The sequence below is a fragment of the Paenibacillus sp. J31P13 genome, from assembly GCF_056269295.1.
Map to the genome: position 1 here is coordinate 28,680 of NZ_JBWDNR010000014.1, position 20,384 is coordinate 49,063.

At 42.6% G+C, this 20,384-nt stretch carries 22 protein-coding genes; all 22 read right to left on the minus strand.

What is annotated here, in order from left to right; translation table 11 throughout:
- Window positions 1–50 precede the first annotated feature (50 nt).
- The 22 genes from AC0YOD_RS26360 to AC0YOD_RS26465 all read right to left on the minus strand — a co-directional run bounded on the left by AC0YOD_RS26360 (window position 51) and on the right by AC0YOD_RS26465 (window position 20,266).
- Window positions 51–2,507, minus strand: a complete 2,457-nt coding sequence (locus AC0YOD_RS26360) for a phage tail spike protein (RefSeq protein ID WP_475802324.1) — start codon at window positions 2,505–2,507, stop codon at window positions 51–53.
- Complete coding sequence (locus AC0YOD_RS26365) at window positions 2,504–2,632, minus strand: hypothetical protein (RefSeq protein ID WP_475802325.1); 129 nt, start codon at window positions 2,630–2,632, stop codon at window positions 2,504–2,506. The genes AC0YOD_RS26360 and AC0YOD_RS26365 overlap by 4 nt, the downstream gene beginning before the upstream one ends.
- Before the next feature lies 1 nt (window position 2,633).
- Complete coding sequence (locus AC0YOD_RS26370; protein WP_475802326.1) at window positions 2,634–2,852, minus strand: hypothetical protein; 219 nt, start codon at window positions 2,850–2,852, stop codon at window positions 2,634–2,636.
- Window positions 2,853–2,855: 3 nt separating this feature from the next.
- Window positions 2,856–5,327 carry a hypothetical protein gene (locus tag AC0YOD_RS26375; protein WP_475802327.1) on the minus strand — a complete coding sequence of 824 codons (2,472 nt, stop codon included), beginning with the start codon at window positions 5,325–5,327 and terminating at the stop codon, window positions 2,856–2,858.
- A 9-nt stretch (window positions 5,328–5,336) separates the two neighbouring features.
- On the minus strand, window positions 5,337–6,173 hold the full coding sequence (locus AC0YOD_RS26380) for a phage tail domain-containing protein (protein ID WP_475802328.1): 837 nt from the start codon (window positions 6,171–6,173) through the stop codon (window positions 5,337–5,339).
- Window positions 6,160–8,907: a phage tail tape measure protein gene (locus AC0YOD_RS26385; protein ID WP_475802329.1), complete on the minus strand. Its 2,748-nt coding sequence runs from the start codon at window positions 8,905–8,907 to the stop codon at window positions 6,160–6,162. The genes AC0YOD_RS26380 and AC0YOD_RS26385 overlap by 14 nt, the downstream gene beginning before the upstream one ends.
- Before the next feature lie 7 nt (window positions 8,908–8,914).
- Complete coding sequence (locus AC0YOD_RS26390; RefSeq protein ID WP_475802330.1) at window positions 8,915–9,190, minus strand: hypothetical protein; 276 nt, start codon at window positions 9,188–9,190, stop codon at window positions 8,915–8,917.
- A 23-nt stretch (window positions 9,191–9,213) separates the two neighbouring features.
- A complete protein-coding gene (locus AC0YOD_RS26395; RefSeq protein ID WP_475802331.1) occupies window positions 9,214–9,573 on the minus strand; it encodes a hypothetical protein in 360 nt (119 codons plus the stop codon).
- Window positions 9,574–9,630: 57 nt separating this feature from the next.
- Window positions 9,631–10,512: an Ig-like domain-containing domain gene (locus tag AC0YOD_RS26400; RefSeq protein WP_475802332.1), complete on the minus strand. Its 882-nt coding sequence runs from the start codon at window positions 10,510–10,512 to the stop codon at window positions 9,631–9,633.
- Window positions 10,513–10,893, minus strand: a complete 381-nt coding sequence (locus AC0YOD_RS26405) for a hypothetical protein (RefSeq protein ID WP_475802333.1) — start codon at window positions 10,891–10,893, stop codon at window positions 10,513–10,515.
- Window positions 10,890–11,330 carry a hypothetical protein gene (locus AC0YOD_RS26410; protein WP_475802334.1) on the minus strand — a complete coding sequence of 147 codons (441 nt, stop codon included), beginning with the start codon at window positions 11,328–11,330 and terminating at the stop codon, window positions 10,890–10,892. The genes AC0YOD_RS26405 and AC0YOD_RS26410 overlap by 4 nt, the downstream gene beginning before the upstream one ends.
- A 1-nt stretch (window position 11,331) precedes the next feature.
- A complete protein-coding gene (locus AC0YOD_RS26415; RefSeq protein WP_475802335.1) occupies window positions 11,332–11,646 on the minus strand; it encodes a phage head closure protein in 315 nt (104 codons plus the stop codon).
- A 4-nt stretch (window positions 11,647–11,650) separates the two neighbouring features.
- Window positions 11,651–11,899: a hypothetical protein gene (locus AC0YOD_RS26420; protein WP_475802336.1), complete on the minus strand. Its 249-nt coding sequence runs from the start codon at window positions 11,897–11,899 to the stop codon at window positions 11,651–11,653.
- Window positions 11,900–11,927: 28 nt separating this feature from the next.
- A complete protein-coding gene (locus tag AC0YOD_RS26425; protein ID WP_475802337.1) occupies window positions 11,928–13,193 on the minus strand; it encodes a phage major capsid protein in 1,266 nt (421 codons plus the stop codon).
- Between the two features lie 34 nt (window positions 13,194–13,227).
- Window positions 13,228–13,884, minus strand: a complete 657-nt coding sequence (locus AC0YOD_RS26430) for an HK97 family phage prohead protease (protein ID WP_475802338.1) — start codon at window positions 13,882–13,884, stop codon at window positions 13,228–13,230.
- Complete coding sequence (locus AC0YOD_RS26435) at window positions 13,877–15,130, minus strand: phage portal protein (RefSeq protein ID WP_475802339.1); 1,254 nt, start codon at window positions 15,128–15,130, stop codon at window positions 13,877–13,879. The genes AC0YOD_RS26430 and AC0YOD_RS26435 overlap by 8 nt, the downstream gene beginning before the upstream one ends.
- Before the next feature lie 4 nt (window positions 15,131–15,134).
- Window positions 15,135–16,835 carry a terminase large subunit gene (locus AC0YOD_RS26440; protein ID WP_475802340.1) on the minus strand — a complete coding sequence of 567 codons (1,701 nt, stop codon included), beginning with the start codon at window positions 16,833–16,835 and terminating at the stop codon, window positions 15,135–15,137.
- Complete coding sequence (locus AC0YOD_RS26445; protein ID WP_475802341.1) at window positions 16,816–17,163, minus strand: hypothetical protein; 348 nt, start codon at window positions 17,161–17,163, stop codon at window positions 16,816–16,818. The genes AC0YOD_RS26440 and AC0YOD_RS26445 overlap by 20 nt, the downstream gene beginning before the upstream one ends.
- A gap of 271 nt (window positions 17,164–17,434) precedes the next feature.
- Window positions 17,435–17,797 (minus strand): YmaF family protein, encoded by a 363-nt coding sequence (locus AC0YOD_RS26450; protein WP_475802342.1) that lies wholly within the window; start codon window positions 17,795–17,797, stop codon window positions 17,435–17,437.
- 225 nt (window positions 17,798–18,022) lie between these two features.
- Window positions 18,023–18,706: an HNH endonuclease gene (locus tag AC0YOD_RS26455; protein WP_475802343.1), complete on the minus strand. Its 684-nt coding sequence runs from the start codon at window positions 18,704–18,706 to the stop codon at window positions 18,023–18,025.
- A 1-nt stretch (window position 18,707) separates the two neighbouring features.
- Window positions 18,708–19,457 carry a phage terminase small subunit gene (gene terS / locus AC0YOD_RS26460; RefSeq protein ID WP_475802344.1) on the minus strand — a complete coding sequence of 250 codons (750 nt, stop codon included), beginning with the start codon at window positions 19,455–19,457 and terminating at the stop codon, window positions 18,708–18,710.
- A gap of 251 nt (window positions 19,458–19,708) precedes the next feature.
- Window positions 19,709–20,266, minus strand: coding sequence for a tyrosine-type recombinase/integrase (locus AC0YOD_RS26465; protein ID WP_475802345.1), 558 nt, complete (start codon window positions 20,264–20,266; stop codon window positions 19,709–19,711).
- Window positions 20,267–20,384 lie beyond the last annotated feature (118 nt).

The window sequence follows — 20,384 nt, forward strand, 5'->3', positions numbered from 1 at the left end:
GCTTTATATATAAAACTTAATTCGAACACAAATGGCAGCGCATCTGCGGATTATACTAATGCAATCCAAGAAAAATCTAATGCGTAATCATACCGCGTTACGTTTGTATAATTTGGTATTACAGTCGATCCCGATATCCCATAAATTACGTTCCATCGATACAACGATCCAAATCCTTTTACAGTAAACTTGCCGTTTACCTTATCGACATTAACCACTTCTAGTTGAGTTGTGACTGGAGCATAGTTTAGAACTCGAAGACTCGCTCCTGGAGTCTGTTTAAGCTCTTGAGCGAAAAAAGAATCTCGCTTTAGAGCTAAAATCACTTTGAAATCCTTGCCCTTGAAATCCGAAGGCAAAGTTATAGTGATATTTGGAATACTATCGCCGTTTGCCGTTCCTTCCGCATTAACGAAGTAAGCATTGTTTGCTCCGGTCGAATCACTTCCAGCAGCCACCAAATAGTTATAGGGTTTATCTCCTGATGCTGTTTTTCTGATTAGCCCATCTGGCGTTAGCGCAGTAGTGGAACCGTCTTTATGAAAAGCGATAGTACCGAACTGCCCAGGAGCAAATTCGCCCATACGCATCACTTCACCATCTGGGCCATCTATATGGAAGCCATTTTCATCCGTATAGACACTTTTATATTTAACGCCTTTAAGCACGCTAGCTTTCTTAGCAGCTTCTTCAGCTGCATTAGCTTTCGTAGTTGCATCTGTCTTCGCCTTGCTCAGATTCTCGGTTGCTTGATTTATGCGAGCTTGTTCTTCTGCCGTCACAATTCCATCTGCATATGCTTCAACTTGCTCTTTTACAAGTTTCGCTTGCGCTAAAGCCTCTGCTTCTGCAGCGGCTTGTGCTGCATCTGCCTTAGCTTTAGCATCTGCCTCAGCTGCTGTGATTGCTGCTAATTTTGCAGCATTAGATTTCTCTGTTGCATCTCGTTGGGCAGCTTCAAGCGTCTCTTTTGCCTGATTCATTCGGGCTTGTTCCTCTGCGGTAACAATACCGTCCGCATAAGCTTCTGCTTCTGACTGAGCAAGCTGCGATTTTGCTAATGCTACTGCTTCCGCGGCGGCTTGTGCAGCATCAGCTTTGGCTTGTGCAGATTCAGGCGTTTCTTTCGTAGTTGGATCATAGCCAGGCTCAAACGTTGTTGAGGAGTTAATTCGTATCAAACTCGCATTAAGAATTCCGGCATTAATAACATCAGCGGTAAACCCTGTACCCTTGCCAAACGTTCGCCAGTTCCAATTGCCGCCAACCTTTTCAGCAGCAATAGCAAAGATACCAGGCCCCAAATACAATGCGCCATAATCAGGACTATTACTGTCGGTATTTTCGAGCAAGAACCCTTCATTCGGACGCACTTCTGCGGAAGCATATGCCCCCGATGCTACAAGCTGATTTTTCAACGTGTTTATCTTACCGTCTATCCAGTTTGTATTTACGCGACCACCACCTGTTGTTATCCGTTCAATCGTGTTTGTGGCGTTTTGCATCTTATTTAGGGTATCCATCAAGTCGGGTAGAAAGTTAGCAAGAACCACGCGCGAGCGTTCCGGTGCATTGGGGTACTCCTCGTATTCAACGATGCGCGCCGTTACCTCGATTTTTAAATCTTCATCATCGACATGAACTGTATCTCCAATGGCAAAAGACTCGCTTTCCCCGTAACCTTTAACACCTTTTAGCTCAGTCACATCCGCGACATAAGATAGCAAATGCGTGTCTACAGTGGCTAAATATGCTTCACCTTTCTTTCGCAACTCCTGCAAATCCTCAACCTCATCAAACGTCACCTCGCCACATTTCGGTCGCGGATAAAGTCCAATATTTGGGCTATCTATTGGTTGTGTCAGCGTAATACCATCTTTACCAAAAACAAAAAGCCGAGTAATAACACCTCGGCTTTCTTTGGTTCTCGTTATGCTCCTTAGATTCTTGCGATAACTAATCCTAACGCCATTGTCAGCACCGATCTGCGGTTTGAACGTGATATTGAAATTGTCACGCTGCATCTCTGCTTTGGACAAGGCAATTAAATGATTCAGTCCCCATACCACACTGTTCCGCTCTACTGTGCAATCATGAGAGGTCGGGACCGCGAGCGCATTTCCTGTAAACCGAGTGCCAGCAAGTATGCCATCCAAAATTGCAGCGGCTGACGCATTCGTGTACTGGAGTAGCGGTATATATTCGGTGAGCAGTTCTGTGCAAATATGCTCAGCGAAAACAGTAGCTAGTAATTTACCGCCCGTGTCTCGACTCTCTTTTACAGTCCTAATAATAAACAGTTGACCTGATACCTTAACGATATTTTCCTCCGCTAGATACGGAACGGCTTCATCCGTGTAAGGCACAGAAAAATCAACGGTATAATCAGCATTTCTTCGCTGAAAGATTCGCGGCCCTAGATCAATAGTTTTTCGAATGACAGCAAGACCAAAATGTGAAAAGTCAGTCTCAAGCTTGTCATAAATCACGATGATGTTATCTGTCACTCATCCTCGCCTGCCTCATCAATATCCGTATATCCATCCTTCCGCATCTGTCCCTGATACGGTTCTGGAACCTTAGAGAGCGGCAACATGCCGTTATCTACTCTAAATTTATAAAAGGTCAACATGCTAAACCCCTCCTCCCTCCAAAATGAATATTCTCTCTTCAAGCACGGCAATTTGCATCATCAGTTCAACAAGAACAACGCCTATCATATCGTCGTTCTGTAAAGACAGCGTAAGCGCCTCCCCGATGTCACGAATAACAGGAGGCTCGTCTACTTCATCCAGTTCAGTTGCGGGAATCCCTTTTGATATCAACCATTCACGCATCGCTTCCAAATCCATGGCCTAGCCCCCTAACGCTCTTACTTTTTTATAAAGCTCTGCGATTGCACGCACATTAATTGCACCCTGTGTCTCTAATTCGGCTAAGTCTTGCACTAACTGATCTTGTACCATTTTCGGATTGCTCTTAAAACGTACTGCAGCATCGATTACATTTGATGTATACGAGTATTTATCTAGCGTTTGATAAGAAACAGTATATTCGGCAGTTGGATCGTAATTCGCTTTCTCAATCCTCACTGCAGCACCGTTTTGAAGATTGGAATTAATGTATGGATACCAAAACTTATCTTCAATACCGTTCCTATAAACTATTAATATCTTTTCTACTTTATATTTTAAAGGGTTATCAACTATTGAGCTGACTACACCTTTTTCATTGATGTAGTATCTATCGTTTGCCGTCGTATCTAAAGATGGAATCACTGCTTCTCGAACAACCACACCTTCCACAAGCTCTAATTGATTACCACCAGTTTGTAGAGCAATTGCTCCTATGTCACCTGAAAACGATTCTTCAAAGATTTGCGCCAACACATAATTCACTGTTGCCCACCCTACCCAGCCAGGTGCTTTATTTGCTGCACAATAGGCTTCTGTATTTGTTATTGGTGCAATTCCTGTCAGAATGGATACCCAACTGCTATAAACGCCACCACTATTGGCACTCGCCTTCCATCCGTTCATAAGGGCTTTGATTGCATTTGAGTTCGGGTTTAACGTTTCGGACCAGCCGCTCTCCACATCGCCAATTCCTATATAAAAAAGATTAGCATTATCTAAGACTTGGTTATCAGGAGCAAAAGTTGATGATGCTCCAATATTTTGTGAAATGATACTTCCATTGAACTTTTGTGTTAAGGCGCTTCTATAAGATGCTAATGCCGTCGGCAGTGTTGCTTTCACAACCTTATTCCCTGTGTTGTCAGAGTGAAAAAGCCATGTCAACGATCCGTCTAAAACTACGCCTGTTTTCCAACGTCTTAATGTTCGACCTGTAGCTGTATCGAAACTGTCCGCAATCGTTCGATCTACATTGCTGGCAAGTAGAGGAAAGTTTGCGTAATCATCGTTACGTTCCATAAATTGACTAACTACTGAGCCTAGTTCTAGTAATGGGTTTATAAATGAGAATAAGCCTGTAGTAGTAGCATTAGAAAAACGAACTCGAATATAAGCAGCATTAGGTTCTGTCGTTTTAGTAAATGAATCAACAGGAGAAAAACCCAACGATGATAATTGAGTTTTGTTCGCACTCAATGTAGCCATACCAATTTGCCCAGAGCCAATTCTTGTAACCGAGAGGGTATATGTTGTATTAGGAGAAACAGGTATATCTATATCAGTCGCTTGCCATGATGCAGTTGCTTCTAATTGTAATTTATATGGTTCAACCACTTTTGCATTTGCATGTACTGTCCACTCTGTAAACGGAGGTAACATATTTTTCCCGATCTTCCGAACCGACGCTCCTTGCAAATGCTGTACTCCATCTACATAAGGAATAAATGAATCTATTGCATCGTCAGTCAAGTAAGTTGTACCTATCGCTATATTATCGGCTTCAGACAACTCATACAGACGGACACTGTCAAAGTAGGCTGTAAATGTTGGGGATGAAACTCCCCCTATAACCAACCTAAATCCATTTCCTTCTATTTTATTCGCTATTGGAATTTTGACATATATGTGTTGCCAACTACCAATGATTGAAATGTTAGCAGTGGCAACGCTTCTAGGGGTTAGCGTACTACCAAAATCATATAATCGTATTGTCGGATAGCCGGATTGATTAGACTCAATGTATACCCATCCTGATAGAATATATTGTTTAGTAACATCCAATGGAACAGAATAATCTTTATATACGTAATTTGAAGCTCCATCGCATACTACCTTTATTGAATTAGATCCATTTTTAAATTGAGCTGCTGACAGCGTGTTTGTCCCGAGAACATTTATGAAAGGGGCTAAACTCTCACATCCGCCATCTTTACCTAAAAGATTTACAAGCGTCCTGCCCTGCACTTTAATCTCAGCTGGTGAGGCTTGAGAAGTATTAATTACATTAATCCCACGTTTGACCGTTGCAGATTGATCATTCTGCGCGAGTTGCTTGCTGTGGATCTCTCGGATCATCGTCCCGATCGTTGTTCTTGCCGTTCCATCTGCACCCAAACGACCATCAATGACCTCAGCTGCGCTCGATGCAGGTCCACCAATAATGTTATTAATCTGAGCTTGTTGAGCATCAACCTTCTGCTTCACGCTCTGCCCTTCAACAAATCGGATCTGCTCAGCTGTATGAGCTACCGTTGCATTCGCATGAGCACTATCTGCTGTAATACGCTCTTGCTGTTCAGTGCTAATCTGCTTTTGCTGCGAAGCATCAACCGTTTCAAGTGACACAATCTTCGCATTAATCGCATCTTTACCAGCTCTCAGCGTCGATCCCACCGGTATTAAATCAGCCATCGTATCACCTCACGTATATTTCGCTGCAAATACAAACGACACAGAGCAATTGAGCCCCGTGCCGCCTATCTTCACGCTATTACGTCCAGGAGCAAGCTTTATCCAGCGCCCAGACACTTTATTGTTTTTATTGGTTGAGCTGAGCCTTGCTTGCATGCGCTCGTTATCAATCGTGACCGATCCGGCAGAAACTGCCTCGCCGTATACGATAGTTCGATCACCGACATCAATCGAAATCGAAGTAAAGCTTCCAACAATCTGAATAGTTGGCCATATCTCCAGTGCGCCAAAGTTTACAACTTCTACAGTCTGAGGTCCTTTAATCGCAAATTCAAAACCATCATCGAAGGTAATCAAATTATTGTCCAAGAGAACCTCACCATCCCACGATAACCTATTCGATAGATCCGTCTGATAACTAAAAGGATCATACGCAACAAGCGGCAATGTGAACTGACCGAAGCCAACAACACGCCCAATATCAAGTGAGCCCGAATAATAAACTAGATATTTTTTACCAGGCTTAATATCAAAAACTAATTCGAGCTCACGAGGAGAACCAGTTGCATCGAGCAGAAACTCAGCTAAGCGATCAACTGCAGCCTGTAATGATAAGGGATCATTCATGAACATGGCACAATCTAAACCAAATTCTAGAGGAGCAAGCTTGGCTCCGAAATAAAACGCACCATATCTCCCAGCAATGGATGATGTACTGCCAACAGTGCCAGCTAACACAGGTCGCTTAGATTGCCTCGTCATATGCATACCTAGCTGCAGAGCCGTTCGTACATCAAGGGGATCATCTACAGGTCGAAGTGAAAACCCTCCATTATAAACTGCCAAGCGCTCTCCCCCTCGTCCTTATGCCTTCATTTTGATGTTGGCTAACACTGGATGATATCTCTCGGCTATCTAAGTGAATGTGATTGTGTATTACCGTTACACCTCCACCGCTACTAAGAATGTCCTGTGTTTCGTTAGCGTTATATACTTGGCTGCCTCGCGGCATGTTTACTAGCTCAGGACCCTTTTCTCCTACAAGTGTTAAGCCTCCTGGTGCAAACGTCGTGCCATCGACATGCGCCGGTATTGTTATGGTTGCAGTTGATCCCGAAGCTTTGACACCCGCCTGTATACCATCACTGCCACTCTTAAAGATACCTGATATAGCATCTTTAACTTTTGACGCAATGCCAACCACTTTGTCAACGATCCCACCTACGAACTCATCAATCTTCGCAGGAATGCTTTTGATAAAATCAACAATTCCGTTTATGATGTTCTTTCCAACTTCTCCTGCAGCTGAATAAGCATTTTTAGCAAAAGAAATAATGGAAGCAACAACAGACGTTAACCAATTCAAAACCATTTGAGGCAACTGGCTTATAAAACTAATCACAGCGTCAATAATGGATTTACCCGCATCGCTCGCTTCCTTGGCAGCATTCTCATGCCACTGGACAATACGATTGAAGGTATTTACTAGCCACGTCCAAACCTTATCAGGCAACTGAGCGAAAAAGCTTAATAGGCTTGATACAAACTGCGTACCCGCCTGTATAGCACTAGCAACCAAGTCACTACGCCATTGATTCACATCGGTAATTAACTTAAGCAGCCATGTCCACACTTTTTCCGGCAGCTCTTTAAAATACTGAATTACCTTCGGAATACCCTCTGAAATCGCGCCTATCATGTAGCCAATGACATAACCAACAGCATAAGGGATTTTGACTATAAACAAATCGTTTAGAAAACCAATGATCTTGCTAGGCAATTCAGCAAAGAAATTTACGAATTGATTAAAGGCTGCTGGTACATCATTTGTAAAAAAGCTTAAAATAGCATTCCATACGCCCATCGTAAATGCTTTGACTTCGTCCCAGTATTTAATGATCAAACCAACGGCTATTCCAATTGGACCTGTTAAGGCCATAAGCATGAACGGTCCCCACTCAACAAAGAAATTACCAATAGCCCCAAAGATCTCAGCAGCCTTAACCTTAAGCCATTCCCATGAAGTAGCTAGCCCCTCGCCTATCTGACTCCAATTTTTAAAAAGGAAGATAATGCCCTCTATTACTGCAACGGCAGGCGACAAAATAGCAAAAAACAGCTTCATCTTCGTAGACAGCTTGTCCCAATTCATCCATAGCGCGACACCAATTGCAATTAAAGCTCCAATAGCTGCAGCTATAAGTCCAATCGGATTCGCCAGCATAGCAGCATTAAGCAGCCATTGTGCCGTTGTCATAGTGGCTGCTGCAAGCTTCCAAGCATTATAGATATTAACAATCATACCTATAGCCATTTGAGCAGCAATAGCTGAAGCTACTCCAGCTAACACTGGCAATAAGATATTGAAATGATCAATGACCCATTGGATGGCATTCGCGAAGTTTTCAAATCCTTCTATTATGGCATCTGCTACAGCTAAAGTGATTCTTTCAATTTCAGGCATTTTACTTGTAAACCACTCGGCAAATTCGGACAGCTTCGGGAGTATTCGTTCACCAATGGGAATCATAACGCCTGTTTCGAACATCCGGCCAATTCCTTTTATGGCTTCACTGAACGAATCATACTTAATTTTGTTGATGTCCTCTAGTGTGCTTGCTGTTGAGTCGGTATAGCTTTTCACATTGCCTAAAGCTAAGATCCCCGCCGCTTCTAAGTCCTCAAATTTAGATCCGAACAGAGCTATACCAATTTGATTCCGAACTATTGGATCTTCCAAATCTGTCAAACTCGTCATCACTTGCTGGAAAGCAATCTGTGCTTGCTCTCCCCCTCCAGCAAATGCATCTGCCATACCTTGGGCATCCAGCCCTAATGAGTTAAATGCTTCACTGGTGCTATCAGAAGCATCTTTGCTCAATATCGTAAACTCTTTAATCGCATCCCCGACGAGCGCGACTTGGAATGATCCGTCTTTTGCGCCCTGAATCAGAATGTCGGTAAACTGCTCAGCGCTGAATCCTAGTGCCGCAAAGTGAGGAGCAAATTCCAACAATACCTCTGTTAAATCTCCATTAGCATTGGCGCCTTGCTGTGCACCTTGAGCAATAAGGGTATAGGCTTGATCAGCCGTTATTCCAAACTTCTGCATAAGCGCGTTTACTGCCTGTACAGATCCCTCGACTTCGAATTCGAACGTATCCCTCAGCATTAATGCATTCGCTGTTAAATCTTCAAGCTCTTCTCCAGATTGACCCGTTAATTGCTTAACCTTTGCCATCGACTTGGCAATGTCCTCAAAATTCTCACCGAGATTCCGATTATAGATCCGTTTGGTTATTTCCTCGTACTCTTTCATTTCGTCAGCTGTGAGCCCTGTTTCAGCTGCCAGACCATTCATAGCCTTACGAAATTCATCAGCTACCTGTACCGACTTAACCCCTAATGCAAGAACAGCAGCAGCGCCTATTGCTGCTAAACCTAGCACAAGCGCTCCTGCTGCTTTTCCGACTTCACCTAAACGTTCCTGAGCTCGCTGGCCCCTTGTATCTACGTCATCCAGTGCCTCGTCTGCATTGTTTTGTACGAGGATCGTACCAAACAAACGAAATATTTCCATCGCTCAATCACCCGCCTTTTCGAAAAGCTGCAAGGATCGCCTCAGCATCATCTAATATCTCTTGCTTTGTTTTCTTTGATGGAGGAGGCGTTACAGTTCGTTTGGGCTTATAGAAATCATCGAATGAGACATAATCCGATTGCGTCATGTTCGGGAACTTTGCAAGATACATTTCCCAACTGCGTTGCTCGGTTTCCTTCTCGTAAACCTTATTGATTTGCTCTATACCCGCTTCAACATCCATGTTCAGTACATAATCGATCTGTCCATATCGCTTAAGCAACAAGTCAATGACTTCAACTTCATCTATTGACTTGCTTGCTTCAAAAAACTTGGCAGACCTGGTAACCTTTTAAATTGGTCAAAGACACTGGCGAGCTGCTCAATATCAAGCTCTGCAAATTTCTCAGGTTCCATACCTGCCAAACTCGCAAGAAAGTCCGTCACTTCCTTCTCTGCAAGGTGAATATTCTCAAGCACCACTGCAAGCATTTCCATACCCGCCTGCATTTGTTTGGCTTCGGTTGACCGCTCGCTTGCTTCGTCCTTCTTATCGAGAGCTGCAGCTGCTTGCTTCATGATTTCTTTGATTCCAATTTTCTTGATGATGCGAGACATAGGGAAAATATCTTTCAATTGTAGTTTTCTAAGTTTGATTGTTTCCATTAATTAGCCCTCCATTAAATGACGAAAGAGGGCATCGCTGCCCTCTCCGTATAGTTTTTAAGCTGTTCTAAATTTGCTAGCTTTCTGTGCGAGAGAGTTTCCGTTAAGGTCCTTAATATTGGATGATGCAATAGCAATATAATCCGTGGCCGCTGTCATATTGGTCGTTGGTTTAAGAGTGACTACCGTTTTAGCAGCATTAATCGTCAATGCGCCTGGTACGTTGGTTCCATCAGCTTTAAGTAATAGGAAGTTTGCTGGATTAACGAGTGTTGGATTAATAGGCTCGTTGAATGTCCATACCACACTTGCGCCCACCGCAATAGCAGTTGCCGCGTCAGCTGGGACAACCGTTACTGTTGGTGGTGTTGTGTCCATCATCAACTTTGGATAGTAGATTTTGAATGGCACTGTATCAAGATCGATTGCATCATAATGGGCAGCAAAAGCAACAGGCAGCACGCTCTCACCCTTATCCTCCGTTTTTAACGTGACACCATCAGTATTAAGAGCGTTAAAGATTTGAATGATAACAGGGTTATTACTGCCGCTTAAACGCCCTACCCATGTAATGTTGTCAAGGTAATTGGCTAATGCGATAGTATTGCTAGCCGTGATAATGTCATACAGCGGGTTACTTGCACTATCTACTGAGCCAGTTGCAAGTGCTGCAGCAAGGAGCTGCGGTGTGATTTCAAGCATGTTTGCAACAATTGAAACGTCCCATGAATCAATTGCATTAAGCCCCTTAGCTCGCCCCTTTACTCCATCAATTTCAATGGATCTTACAGATGGTACTGCTTTAAACTCTCCGCCACCTCGCGTTGCTCCCAAAAGCGTGCCGCTTCCGGTTGTTAAATCATAGTTCTTGTAAAACGCACCCGCATCTAAAACTAAATGATCAGCGGTTTGATTGGTAAATCCTGAGTATTGCGGCATCTAATTCCCTCCAAATGTTCGTACTTGATATATAATTCTTCTACCTCGCAAACGCTTATCGGGATCGGTAAGCGGCAGGCGTGTGTCACGGTGAAAAGAAAAAGCCATCCCATTGACGCGGATGACTTGTTTATTTAAAGCGGCATTTAATTTTTCAGCAAGCAACTCAAGTGGCATCGTGTCGCCTTCTGCCGGCGCATCCCAAACATCTACATGCAGCACAAAAATTTCAGTTGATTCATCACTTCCGAATGTGTTAGGAAGATCATAAACAACGATAGGATACGGAATGTCCGCTGGTGCAATCTCATAGTAGATTTTCGGGTGCTCTGACTTAAGTAAAGTAACAATCGATTTTCTAAGCTCGACAATCTTACTCATTCATCCCCCACCCAACTCCCATCATCACGAATCAATCCTTCCGCCTTATTGAGATCTTCAATAGCTTCAATATATACGCCCATTACTCGACGTATATCGTCAACATTATTTAAAACGGCATCCATGAATATGGCTTTCTTACGTTGTCCACGTGTTCCAAGCTCCTGCTCAGCTCCATACCAGGTATTATGCTTAATACCTACGACCAAATCCCGCTCCCGCTTTCGAGCCCAGTACTGGAAAGAACGCATAATACGCTTAGAACGTTTCATACCTACTTGCTTTTTGGCTTGCTGCATAACCAGTTTTCGAATGATCTTGCCCACTTCACGCATTCCCGCCATTTCAAGTTGCTTGAGTGTGTACTGCGTTCGGTCGATATTGGAAATCCATTCGACACCATTTCGGGTGACACGTACAGTTCGCGGCATTGCCATGTTAGACCACCTCGTTGACAAGACCAGAGCAAATAAGCTCTGTCCTCTCATCCTTCCGCTTAAACGTTCTACTTATGGCATAGGTCGTGCCTTCAAATTCCAACTGCAGCTCATTATTGTACTCTGCGGTCCATACAATGAAAGTCAGTTCTAGTTTCAACCCAGTTGCTGCAGCTTGATAGTGTTCCGATTGTCGTACGCTGTTTTCTTCTGCAAACGTTTCTCTTCGAGTAATCGTTTTAATGGGGTCGCCTATCTCATTTTCTGTTGTTAATGTATGGATTAAGTAAACCACTTTATCAAAACGTTGCGTCATAGCCTCACCTCACAGCCAGTTGCGTCAGTAGAGTGTGGAAGACAGGGGAAAACTTTGTCTCCCCACCTTGCACATTCCAAAGATCCCCTACCCCCATAACAACGACACCGACAGCAAGATCACTTTCAAATGTCTCCTCCGACACACCTGCTCCTTGCATATAACCTTTGACAGCTAGCAACTTTTGATTAAGGATGCCATCAAATGCGGTGCTAGCAAGTGGAATGTTCAGACCAATTTTGCATTGTTCCAATAGCTTCTCTGCGCTCATTGCGTTCACATTAACCCTTTTTTACGCGAATGAAGCCTTTGTACATCGCCACGTTACCGCCGACCCATACCGACCCACGATAAGCGACTTGACCAGAGCGGAATTTGAAGTCTCTTGATTCTTCGACAGTAATTCCAGAGAATAACGGCAATTCATAACCCATCATCATGCCATAAGCCATGCTATAAGAGTCAGCAACAGTACTGGCAGCCGATAGAGCAGGGATAGCACTATTAATGATAAACGGCACTTCGAATGAATCGTCAGAACTAATCGTCCCTACATTTCCCGATGTTTTGATTTTGTATAACTTATTACCGTTTGACCCACGAATAGCAGCAAAGGCAGCCAAGTCAAGTTTATTGAGAAGCAAGTAACCTGTGCCCTCTACTTCTTCGTCGCCTCCATATCCTAATACGATCTTGTCGAGTGTATCAGCATCAATTACATCAATAACCAAATCTGACGCTGCTGGAATAACATTGTTTGGTGCATTGAAGATGCCGGTAATCGCATTACTACCACCAGCTCCGACCAAGATCTGTTTTGAAATCTTTTTACGTAGTGACTTCACGATACTTGCGCGAACGCGACTTTGATAATCTACGTTAGGTAGCTTCATCGACTCGTCCGACATTTCGGAATAAGCGGTAATCTTTGCCTTTCCGATAGATACATAATCGAAGACTGGATCTGATTCCACATAGTTCCCTGTCTCCGTTGTATAATCTCCCTCGCCACCTGGCTTTTCAAAGCCAGCCTCATATGCTTCACCGCCTGTAAGAGGAATGGCATTGACCACATCAACCACGCGAGACACTTCATTAAATGTTGGATTAATCGTTTGCTTATACTTCGTTTCAACCACAAGTGAACTGCCGCCAATCGTCGTTGCTCGAAGTTCTGGCATCTCATCCATCTCAAAGGTGACTGGCTTCTTTGCCTTCAGGTCTGCGCCGCGCTGCTCATATTTCTTATTAAGATCTTTTTCACGTTTCTCAGATTCATTACCAGCCCCACCTGTGCCTAGACCATAGGAACCTAAAATTTGCGAACGGCCGACTGGGGAAGAACTGCGTTGTTCAGGTTGCTCAACCTCCTGTTCTTGATCGTTTTCCTCATCGTCAGAAAGGTTCGACATAAAACTGCGAAGCTCAGCTAACTCCCCGTTCAGTTCATCAAGCTCTGTATTAATGCTCCGCAGCTCCTTCACATCTTCCGATGCGTTCGCTTTAATACCTAGTTCAGCCTTCCGAGCCTCTTTCTTTGCAATCATAGCTAGTAATTTCTTTTTGTTCATGTTCTTCACCTTAACCCTTCATAAGTATTTGAGTTTTGTATTTCAGTACTTCCATTTCAAGCTCGCCTTCCGAGTTATCCAACTGGGATCGGGCATTTTCCAATGCCATACGAGCGTTATCCAACGCTGTCTGATCACGAGCATTTGCATTTATGTCAGTTCCCGAATAGGCCGGGAAATTGACCGCACTAACTTCCATGACACGTTTGATTTTCTGAATGCGACGGGTTGGTGTATCGGTATCGAGGTCTTCCCACTTCTCTTCTGCCACATAAAAAATAAAAGACATCCCGTCGATGTCTTTACGTTTTACTGAACTATATAAAGATCTGGCATCCGCATTGTTCTCTACATCCAAATTAGCGCGAATGTAAAGTCCTCGATCATCAACACGAAGTTGCATCGTGGAGCTTTCATTATTACGACGACTCCGTGCGAGAGGAATTTTCATCAAATCGTGATTTGTACAAAACAAAACATCATCAAAGTTACAACCATCAAATGCCCCGCGCTCTATGATTTCATAAAACCAACCACCGATGCTTGTTCGTTGATCGTAAACGGCTGGATGACCTTCGATAAAGCTGCCTTCGTCATCCGCCCGTATGTCCATCAATCCAAAGCTGCGTTTAATCGGATCATCTCTGGATGGCAGATTTTTATTCATTTGGATCTCCTCCTTGTGTTTTAGACTTATTCGACATTTGATATTGGTTCACCAAATTAACATCAATGTAATTCAGCGACATCGTGCGACGATACCCGCTTCCGTCTTCAAGTGGAGGATATCCAAGTATGGCAAGCTTTTGATCATCAGTAAGCAGCCCTTGCTCGCCTGCCGTTTTAATCATATTCAGCTTGGCAGCTGTGGATAGATACATCATGTTGCGATGATAAAACACAATTTCATTCCCTACATCAATTTCTCTTTCACTGAATAGACATACAGAAAAAGCTTGTCCTAATGATATGACAATGGGCTCCAGCGTCTTTTCGAAGAAAGCCTGGTATTGCTCATCCGTATAATCACCGGATAGGATGGGTAAAGATACTCCAAACCATCGACGAACCTTGCTATCCAAAAACTCCATCGTATCCTTGTCGATCATTTTAGGATCGATTTGAATAGGGGTGAACTCTCCCTTAAGGTCCATAGGGAGAATGCCTGATTTACCGGATTCAAGCTTTTCTTCAAACCGTTTTCGTTCTGCTTGCTGCGTTGCATCGTCCATTAAGGTTGCGATTTTCATAATACCCCTGATAGACATACTCGTTTTTATACCTTTGTCCAACCCTTGAATAACTGTATCGTTAATATTCAAGATGTTCAGCAACGCATCGTTGTCCGGCTGCCCGCTGATTCCCCCACCCATAATTTCATTCACTGAAAACTTTTTGCGTAAGTGAATTATATCCGAATAGAGAACCGTGATATGATCACCAGAAGCAAAATATAATTTGACGAATAAACGACCAGCCTCGTCTTGAAGGAAATCGACCTGAGAAGGGTTCAGTGGATAAAATCCTCTGTATACCTTAGACTCTTTACCAGAATTGTCACGAATAATATCGTATACAGGGTAAATAAATGCGTTGTAATTCATGAATAATGTCCAAACAATTTTTTCTAAGAAATCGCGTGTAGTCATTAATTCATTTGGACGGAACTTAAACAGCCTGTTAATGCTTCCACGAGGAGAGGTCTGCTTCCCGTCCTGATCTGTTCGAATATGCTTCGGCTGGAGTTTGCTAATCTCAGTAGCAATGATATCTATCGCAGTCTGAACAATATCGGATGAATATATATTGTCACCAAACTGGCTAAATGTCGGAATATATCCGCCAGTTGTTCTTGCATAAACATACTGCTTGCCTTTATTAATCAATCCCTTAACCGTGTTCCATAGTGCCACTCTATCACCCCACTCTCTTGGCAAGCTCAAGGAATTCGGATCGATTGTCGATGTATACGCGATAACAAAATATGATTGTAACCGCACCATCGATTTTCTTATCCTCTTTGCCTTGTACTTTTATTGGCATGATCTCCAGCTTGTTGTTAATCGTTAACGCGGTATTCTCCAAGCACCACCGATCTAGTGAGTCATCATTGTAATTAATCAGTTTGCTTCGCAAATCTGCCTCGACCAGTTTCATCGGCTCACTGATTGGAGCCCAGTCCTGTGTCACACGAACCATATCAAAACCAGTCTCCTCCATCTCCTTCACCCAGTAGACTGCAGACCACTTGTCATAACCAATCTTATAAAACTTGATGCCAAATTCCTTGACCATCTTAATGAACCAGGCGGTCACCAAACGGAAGTCATTCTCGTTCCCATCTGATACGGTTATCTTGCCTTCACGAATCCATTCCGTAAATTTGGGCAGGTCCTCACTCGTCAACAAAGCGAGCTTCGATTCGGGAATGAAATACTGCGCACGGGTATACTTCTTGCCTTTTCGAATGAACATCATCCTGGCACACGCAAGGTCACCCGATTTCGACAAGTCAACACCACCAATGGCAAAGGAACCACGGAACTCCTCCAAATCAAAGGTTGAATCGTTGGCAAGCTCTTCTGCCATCAGCCACGCTGCAGCGTTGTTTTGCTTGATATTAAAATCTTTAGCCAGCATAAAAATCCGTTCAGCCTTTTTGTGTTGGGCTGTACGGATCTGATCCTTAATATATTTGGGCTTTTTAATCGTTCCGAGACTTGGGTTTGATTTCATCCAGGATTTTTCGTCTTGCCAAACCTCAGCCTCACTGTCCTGCGTGTATAACCAAACGAGAATCGTTTCGTCCTCAATCTCTTTGGCAAGCACTGACCGTCCGTACTTCAGTTCTTCGTCCAAATAACCATCGTTGACAAAGCCTTCCGTTGTTATATTAATGAACCAAGGCTCGTCCTTTGTTGATTGTGACTGGTCAATTGATTTCGCTATGACGTTATCCTTCATTTCATTCGTTTCGTCCAGGATCGCTCCGTCAATGTTCCGGCCTTCCTTGTTTTTCGTGCGGTCAGATATCTTAAAGACTTTACTTTTGTTTTTAAGATTGAAAATACCCTTCATGTTCTTGTGCGTCCGCTTGTCCTTTGGATCAAACTGTTCACGCATATTATTAATCTCTTCAAAGATAATGTTCGCCTGCGCATCATCATTCGATGAACAAACAATGTCATTGCCCCCTGTACCACAAACCATTTCTGTTAGCCCTAATGCTGCACATAATGTTGACTTCCCATTCTTACGAGCGATGAGGAGAATCAATTTCTTGAATCGGCGTAGCAGCTTCTTCGGTGGTTTCTCACCATAGTAGTTTTGGTAACCCTCAACACTCCACTTGAACGAATAGAACGCCTCAATAAGAGCTTTTTCCCATAGTTCTAGCAAAAAGGGCTTCCCGTAAAACGGACTTTTCGTATGTTTGCAAAACCTTTCGATGAAGTTGATCCGGAAATGAGCATCCTTAGTGTCATAGACGAATGCAGGATTGTCCAAATCCTTGATCAAGTTGTCGAGCTGTTGGATCAGCTCCATACCAGCGATGATTTCACCGCTCTTTATCGCCTCGTAATATTCGAGAAGGTAACTATGCGTCCCCGTGGGCATCCTGAAGGAATTTATCAAATTCATCATCACCCTCAAGCGCATTTTTACTCAGTACACCGTTTAGCGTTTTAATGATGACAGCGTACGAGTTTATGTTCTTTAAATATTGCTTCCCTGTCTCCACAGGCTTCTGCAGATCTGGGTTAGTCGGATGAACCTTGACCATACCCGTTTTAGCAATTTGCTCTTTCAATACATGATTTTCCGCCAATAAAAAGGCTGCATCCTCAATCAAACCGGTAACAAGCTTCTTCTGCGCAGGGTCAACATTATCGAAAAGCTCGTTCAATTTCTCCAATTCTGCATCATATACTTCACTTTTTTTCAAAGTTCATTTTCTCTCCCTCCATTTTCAAAATTTTCGGTTTATGTGAAATTTGTGTCCCCCCTACGGTCCCTTGAGATTTAATTTTAAAATTTTTGGTGGGGGGACTTCGAAATGAATCTGTTTTCATTTGTTTTTAATATCTTTACAAAAGAAAGACCACCTAACAAATAAGTGGTCAAATCTAAACTATCATTTTCTGATAGTTGAATGTTGTATTTAAAATAGTTTCGCATGTTCATGACCATTCATTTCATTCTGCATAATTTATTAGTTAAACAAGAGGTGCTTGAATCAATGTTGCGAATTTAAATTGGTGAACATGACCATCATTTAATGTCGTTTGGCCTGTTACAAAATGTACGTGTTTGCCATTTCCGACCGGAATAGCTGGTCCAGTTACAATCTTTTTCAGTTTATGAAAATGGTTTAAGAAATCTGTTTTCGTAAGATCAATTTCATGGACATGGCTTTTTCCGACTCGAATCGCTTGCCCGGTAACTCCTGCAAAGCGATGATTATGTCGATCATTGCCCTCTTCAGCCAGTTTAGTACTTCCTTCGAATTCATGTACGTGCCGCTGAACCTTTTTACAAGATCTAGCTTTCTTTACTATCCTAGCTTTTTTCATCCTCATTCTTTGAATACCTCCTAATGTTTACGTGACCCATAACTGATTATGTGACTCACAACATCCTATTAAGGTAAACAAATGAATGTGCTGGGCAATTATCAACGATTCTAATAATAATATCTGTGACAATGATTTCATTAATTTACTCTGCCTGAAGCTTTATAAAAAAATAGATATCAAAGCTTATCATTGCAAAAAACTGTTTTTCAAATTACCAAGCGCTTGAGGTTATGGTACATAACTGTCAAACCATTTATTAATGTACTCAGCCCATTCAGTTGTTCGATAACGCCTGTCCTCATCAACTTCCAACCGGCGAATACATTCCTCTTTGCTCACATCGCAGAACACCAACTCTGCTCCCAAGTCATGTGCCACTCTCTCTCGCTTAAATCGATCTGCATAACCACCGATAACCCATGCGCTGCTCCACTTACCTAGCCTCGTCTTGATGTTGTCGATCAACAGGTTATGAATGCCGATCACATTGCTAAACAGATTGTTCGGCTTATCATAGTCGGGTAGCAAAGACACCGCCGAGTATAATTGATCCATATCAACAACCAAATCACCACGGCTCATACGATCACGAACATAAGTTGTCTTTCCAGCCATTGGTGGACCATACACAATAAAAACGCCATTAGTCATTTGATGACCAAAGCGTCCATGAATCTTGTTATGACATTCATGATGCACAACCATGATGTTATCCGGATTAAGCGAGATATTGACATCATGTACATTCTCAGGTGTGAGCTCCTTAATATGATGCAAAGTCAATTCACTGGACTTTGTAACAAATATCTTGCAATACTCACAGCGCAAGCCACGTTCGTTGATGGTAACCATACGGAAGTTTTGCCAAATCTGACTACCATAGAAGTTATGAAGGATAGTGTACTTCGCCATGTCACCACGCCTTTTCATTCATTGCTTTTACTTCTGCCTTAAGCTTCTCAATTCTTAGTTGCTGCTCTTCTTCCGTTAAAGCTTTAGCAGCTATTTTATACTTGAGATCTAAGAACTTCCCTTTTTTGTCTTGGACCCGAGTTAAAGCATCCTCTATTGCCAGCACTCGATCCAACTTCTGCGGTGTCTTAATGGTTCGTTCTACCTCTTTGAGTGACTCCTCATATACAGGTACCATCTTCATGGTTCCATCGTCATCAAAGCCAGGTTGCTCACCTATTTCCTTCCTAAACAACTCACTCTTACTCGAAATATTTTCATGATCCCATCCTCCCAATACTTTCTCTCGAAGTTGAAGCATGCGCCGCTCACGAATATCAAGCAGCCTTATTTCATTTTCGATTTGGGCAACTGGATCTGTCTCTACTTCAAACAGGAGAAGCTTTTCTTTCTCATCTAAAGCATCGAGCCATATTGATGCATACTCGCCTGTCTTGAATGCTTTCTGATTACGTAATGGCCCACCTGGTCCGCCGCGATTACCAACAGCATTTTTATTCCCAATAGGAGCTCCGCGACTTCTCGGAGATGGGTCAGATTGTTGATCCCATTTATCTATGCTCTTCCATTTACGAATCATAGACGCATTTAAATCCATCTCAGAGGCGATCTCAGAGGGTTTCATTTTTCTGCCACTGTTACACCAAATATTAAATGCACGGTCTCTATCCGGACTTCTACCCCTCGACATTACATCACCTCACCTACTCTCATATCGGAATTGAGTTGGTTTTCCTATTTAATTACATTTGTTTCCAATTTGGCATTTCGGCTGCTAAGCTTATTCTTACTCACAAGCAATTTTTGCTCCGAAATTGCCATTTGAGTTCCCCTCAGTGTATAGGGAAGGGAATTCATCAACTTCTAAAAAACTTTGATGATATATAGATTATTTCTTGTTCGTTTAAAATGAGTTCCACAGTACCCTTATTAAGAAGAATTCTACAACTCAAAATCGTCCATAGCCTCGTCCAGGCTGTCCTGTTTGATCCCGATGTAACGCAAAGTTATGGTCTGTTCACTATGATTGAAGAGTTCCATTAGTAACGCTATGTCCTTTGTTTTGAGGTAAAAATGATAACCAAACGTTTTCCTCATGGAATGCGTCCCTATCTCTTCAACTCCATTAGCGCGAGCTGCTTTACTTAATACCTTGTATGCTGTGCTGCTATCAATTGGTTCACCTGCAATGCCTGTATGTTTCTTGCTGCGACCTGTAAATAAATAATCGTAATCCTGTTTGCCCTTAATAAAATCGTCTAAAGCCTTCCTAAGCGCTTTTCGAATCTTTATTTTCTTGAGCTTTTTAGTCTTACCTTCTATGATTTCGATGTGTGTACCCTTAACGTCCTTAATGGATAACCATCGAATGTCTGAAATCCGAAACCCAGTATTAATGCCAACCATAAATAAGAGATAGTCTCTTTCATTCTGAACTTTTAAATACTGCTTTATCGCCTCAACCTTACGAATATCGCGGATCGGCTGGACGTACTTCATATCACCACCTCACTGTTAGTATTTTGTGCAAAAATTAATTGCACACAATTTGTCAAGATACGATTTTTTTAAAAATTCGATCTAGTTATGTCCTGACAATAAAATATATTATTAAAAC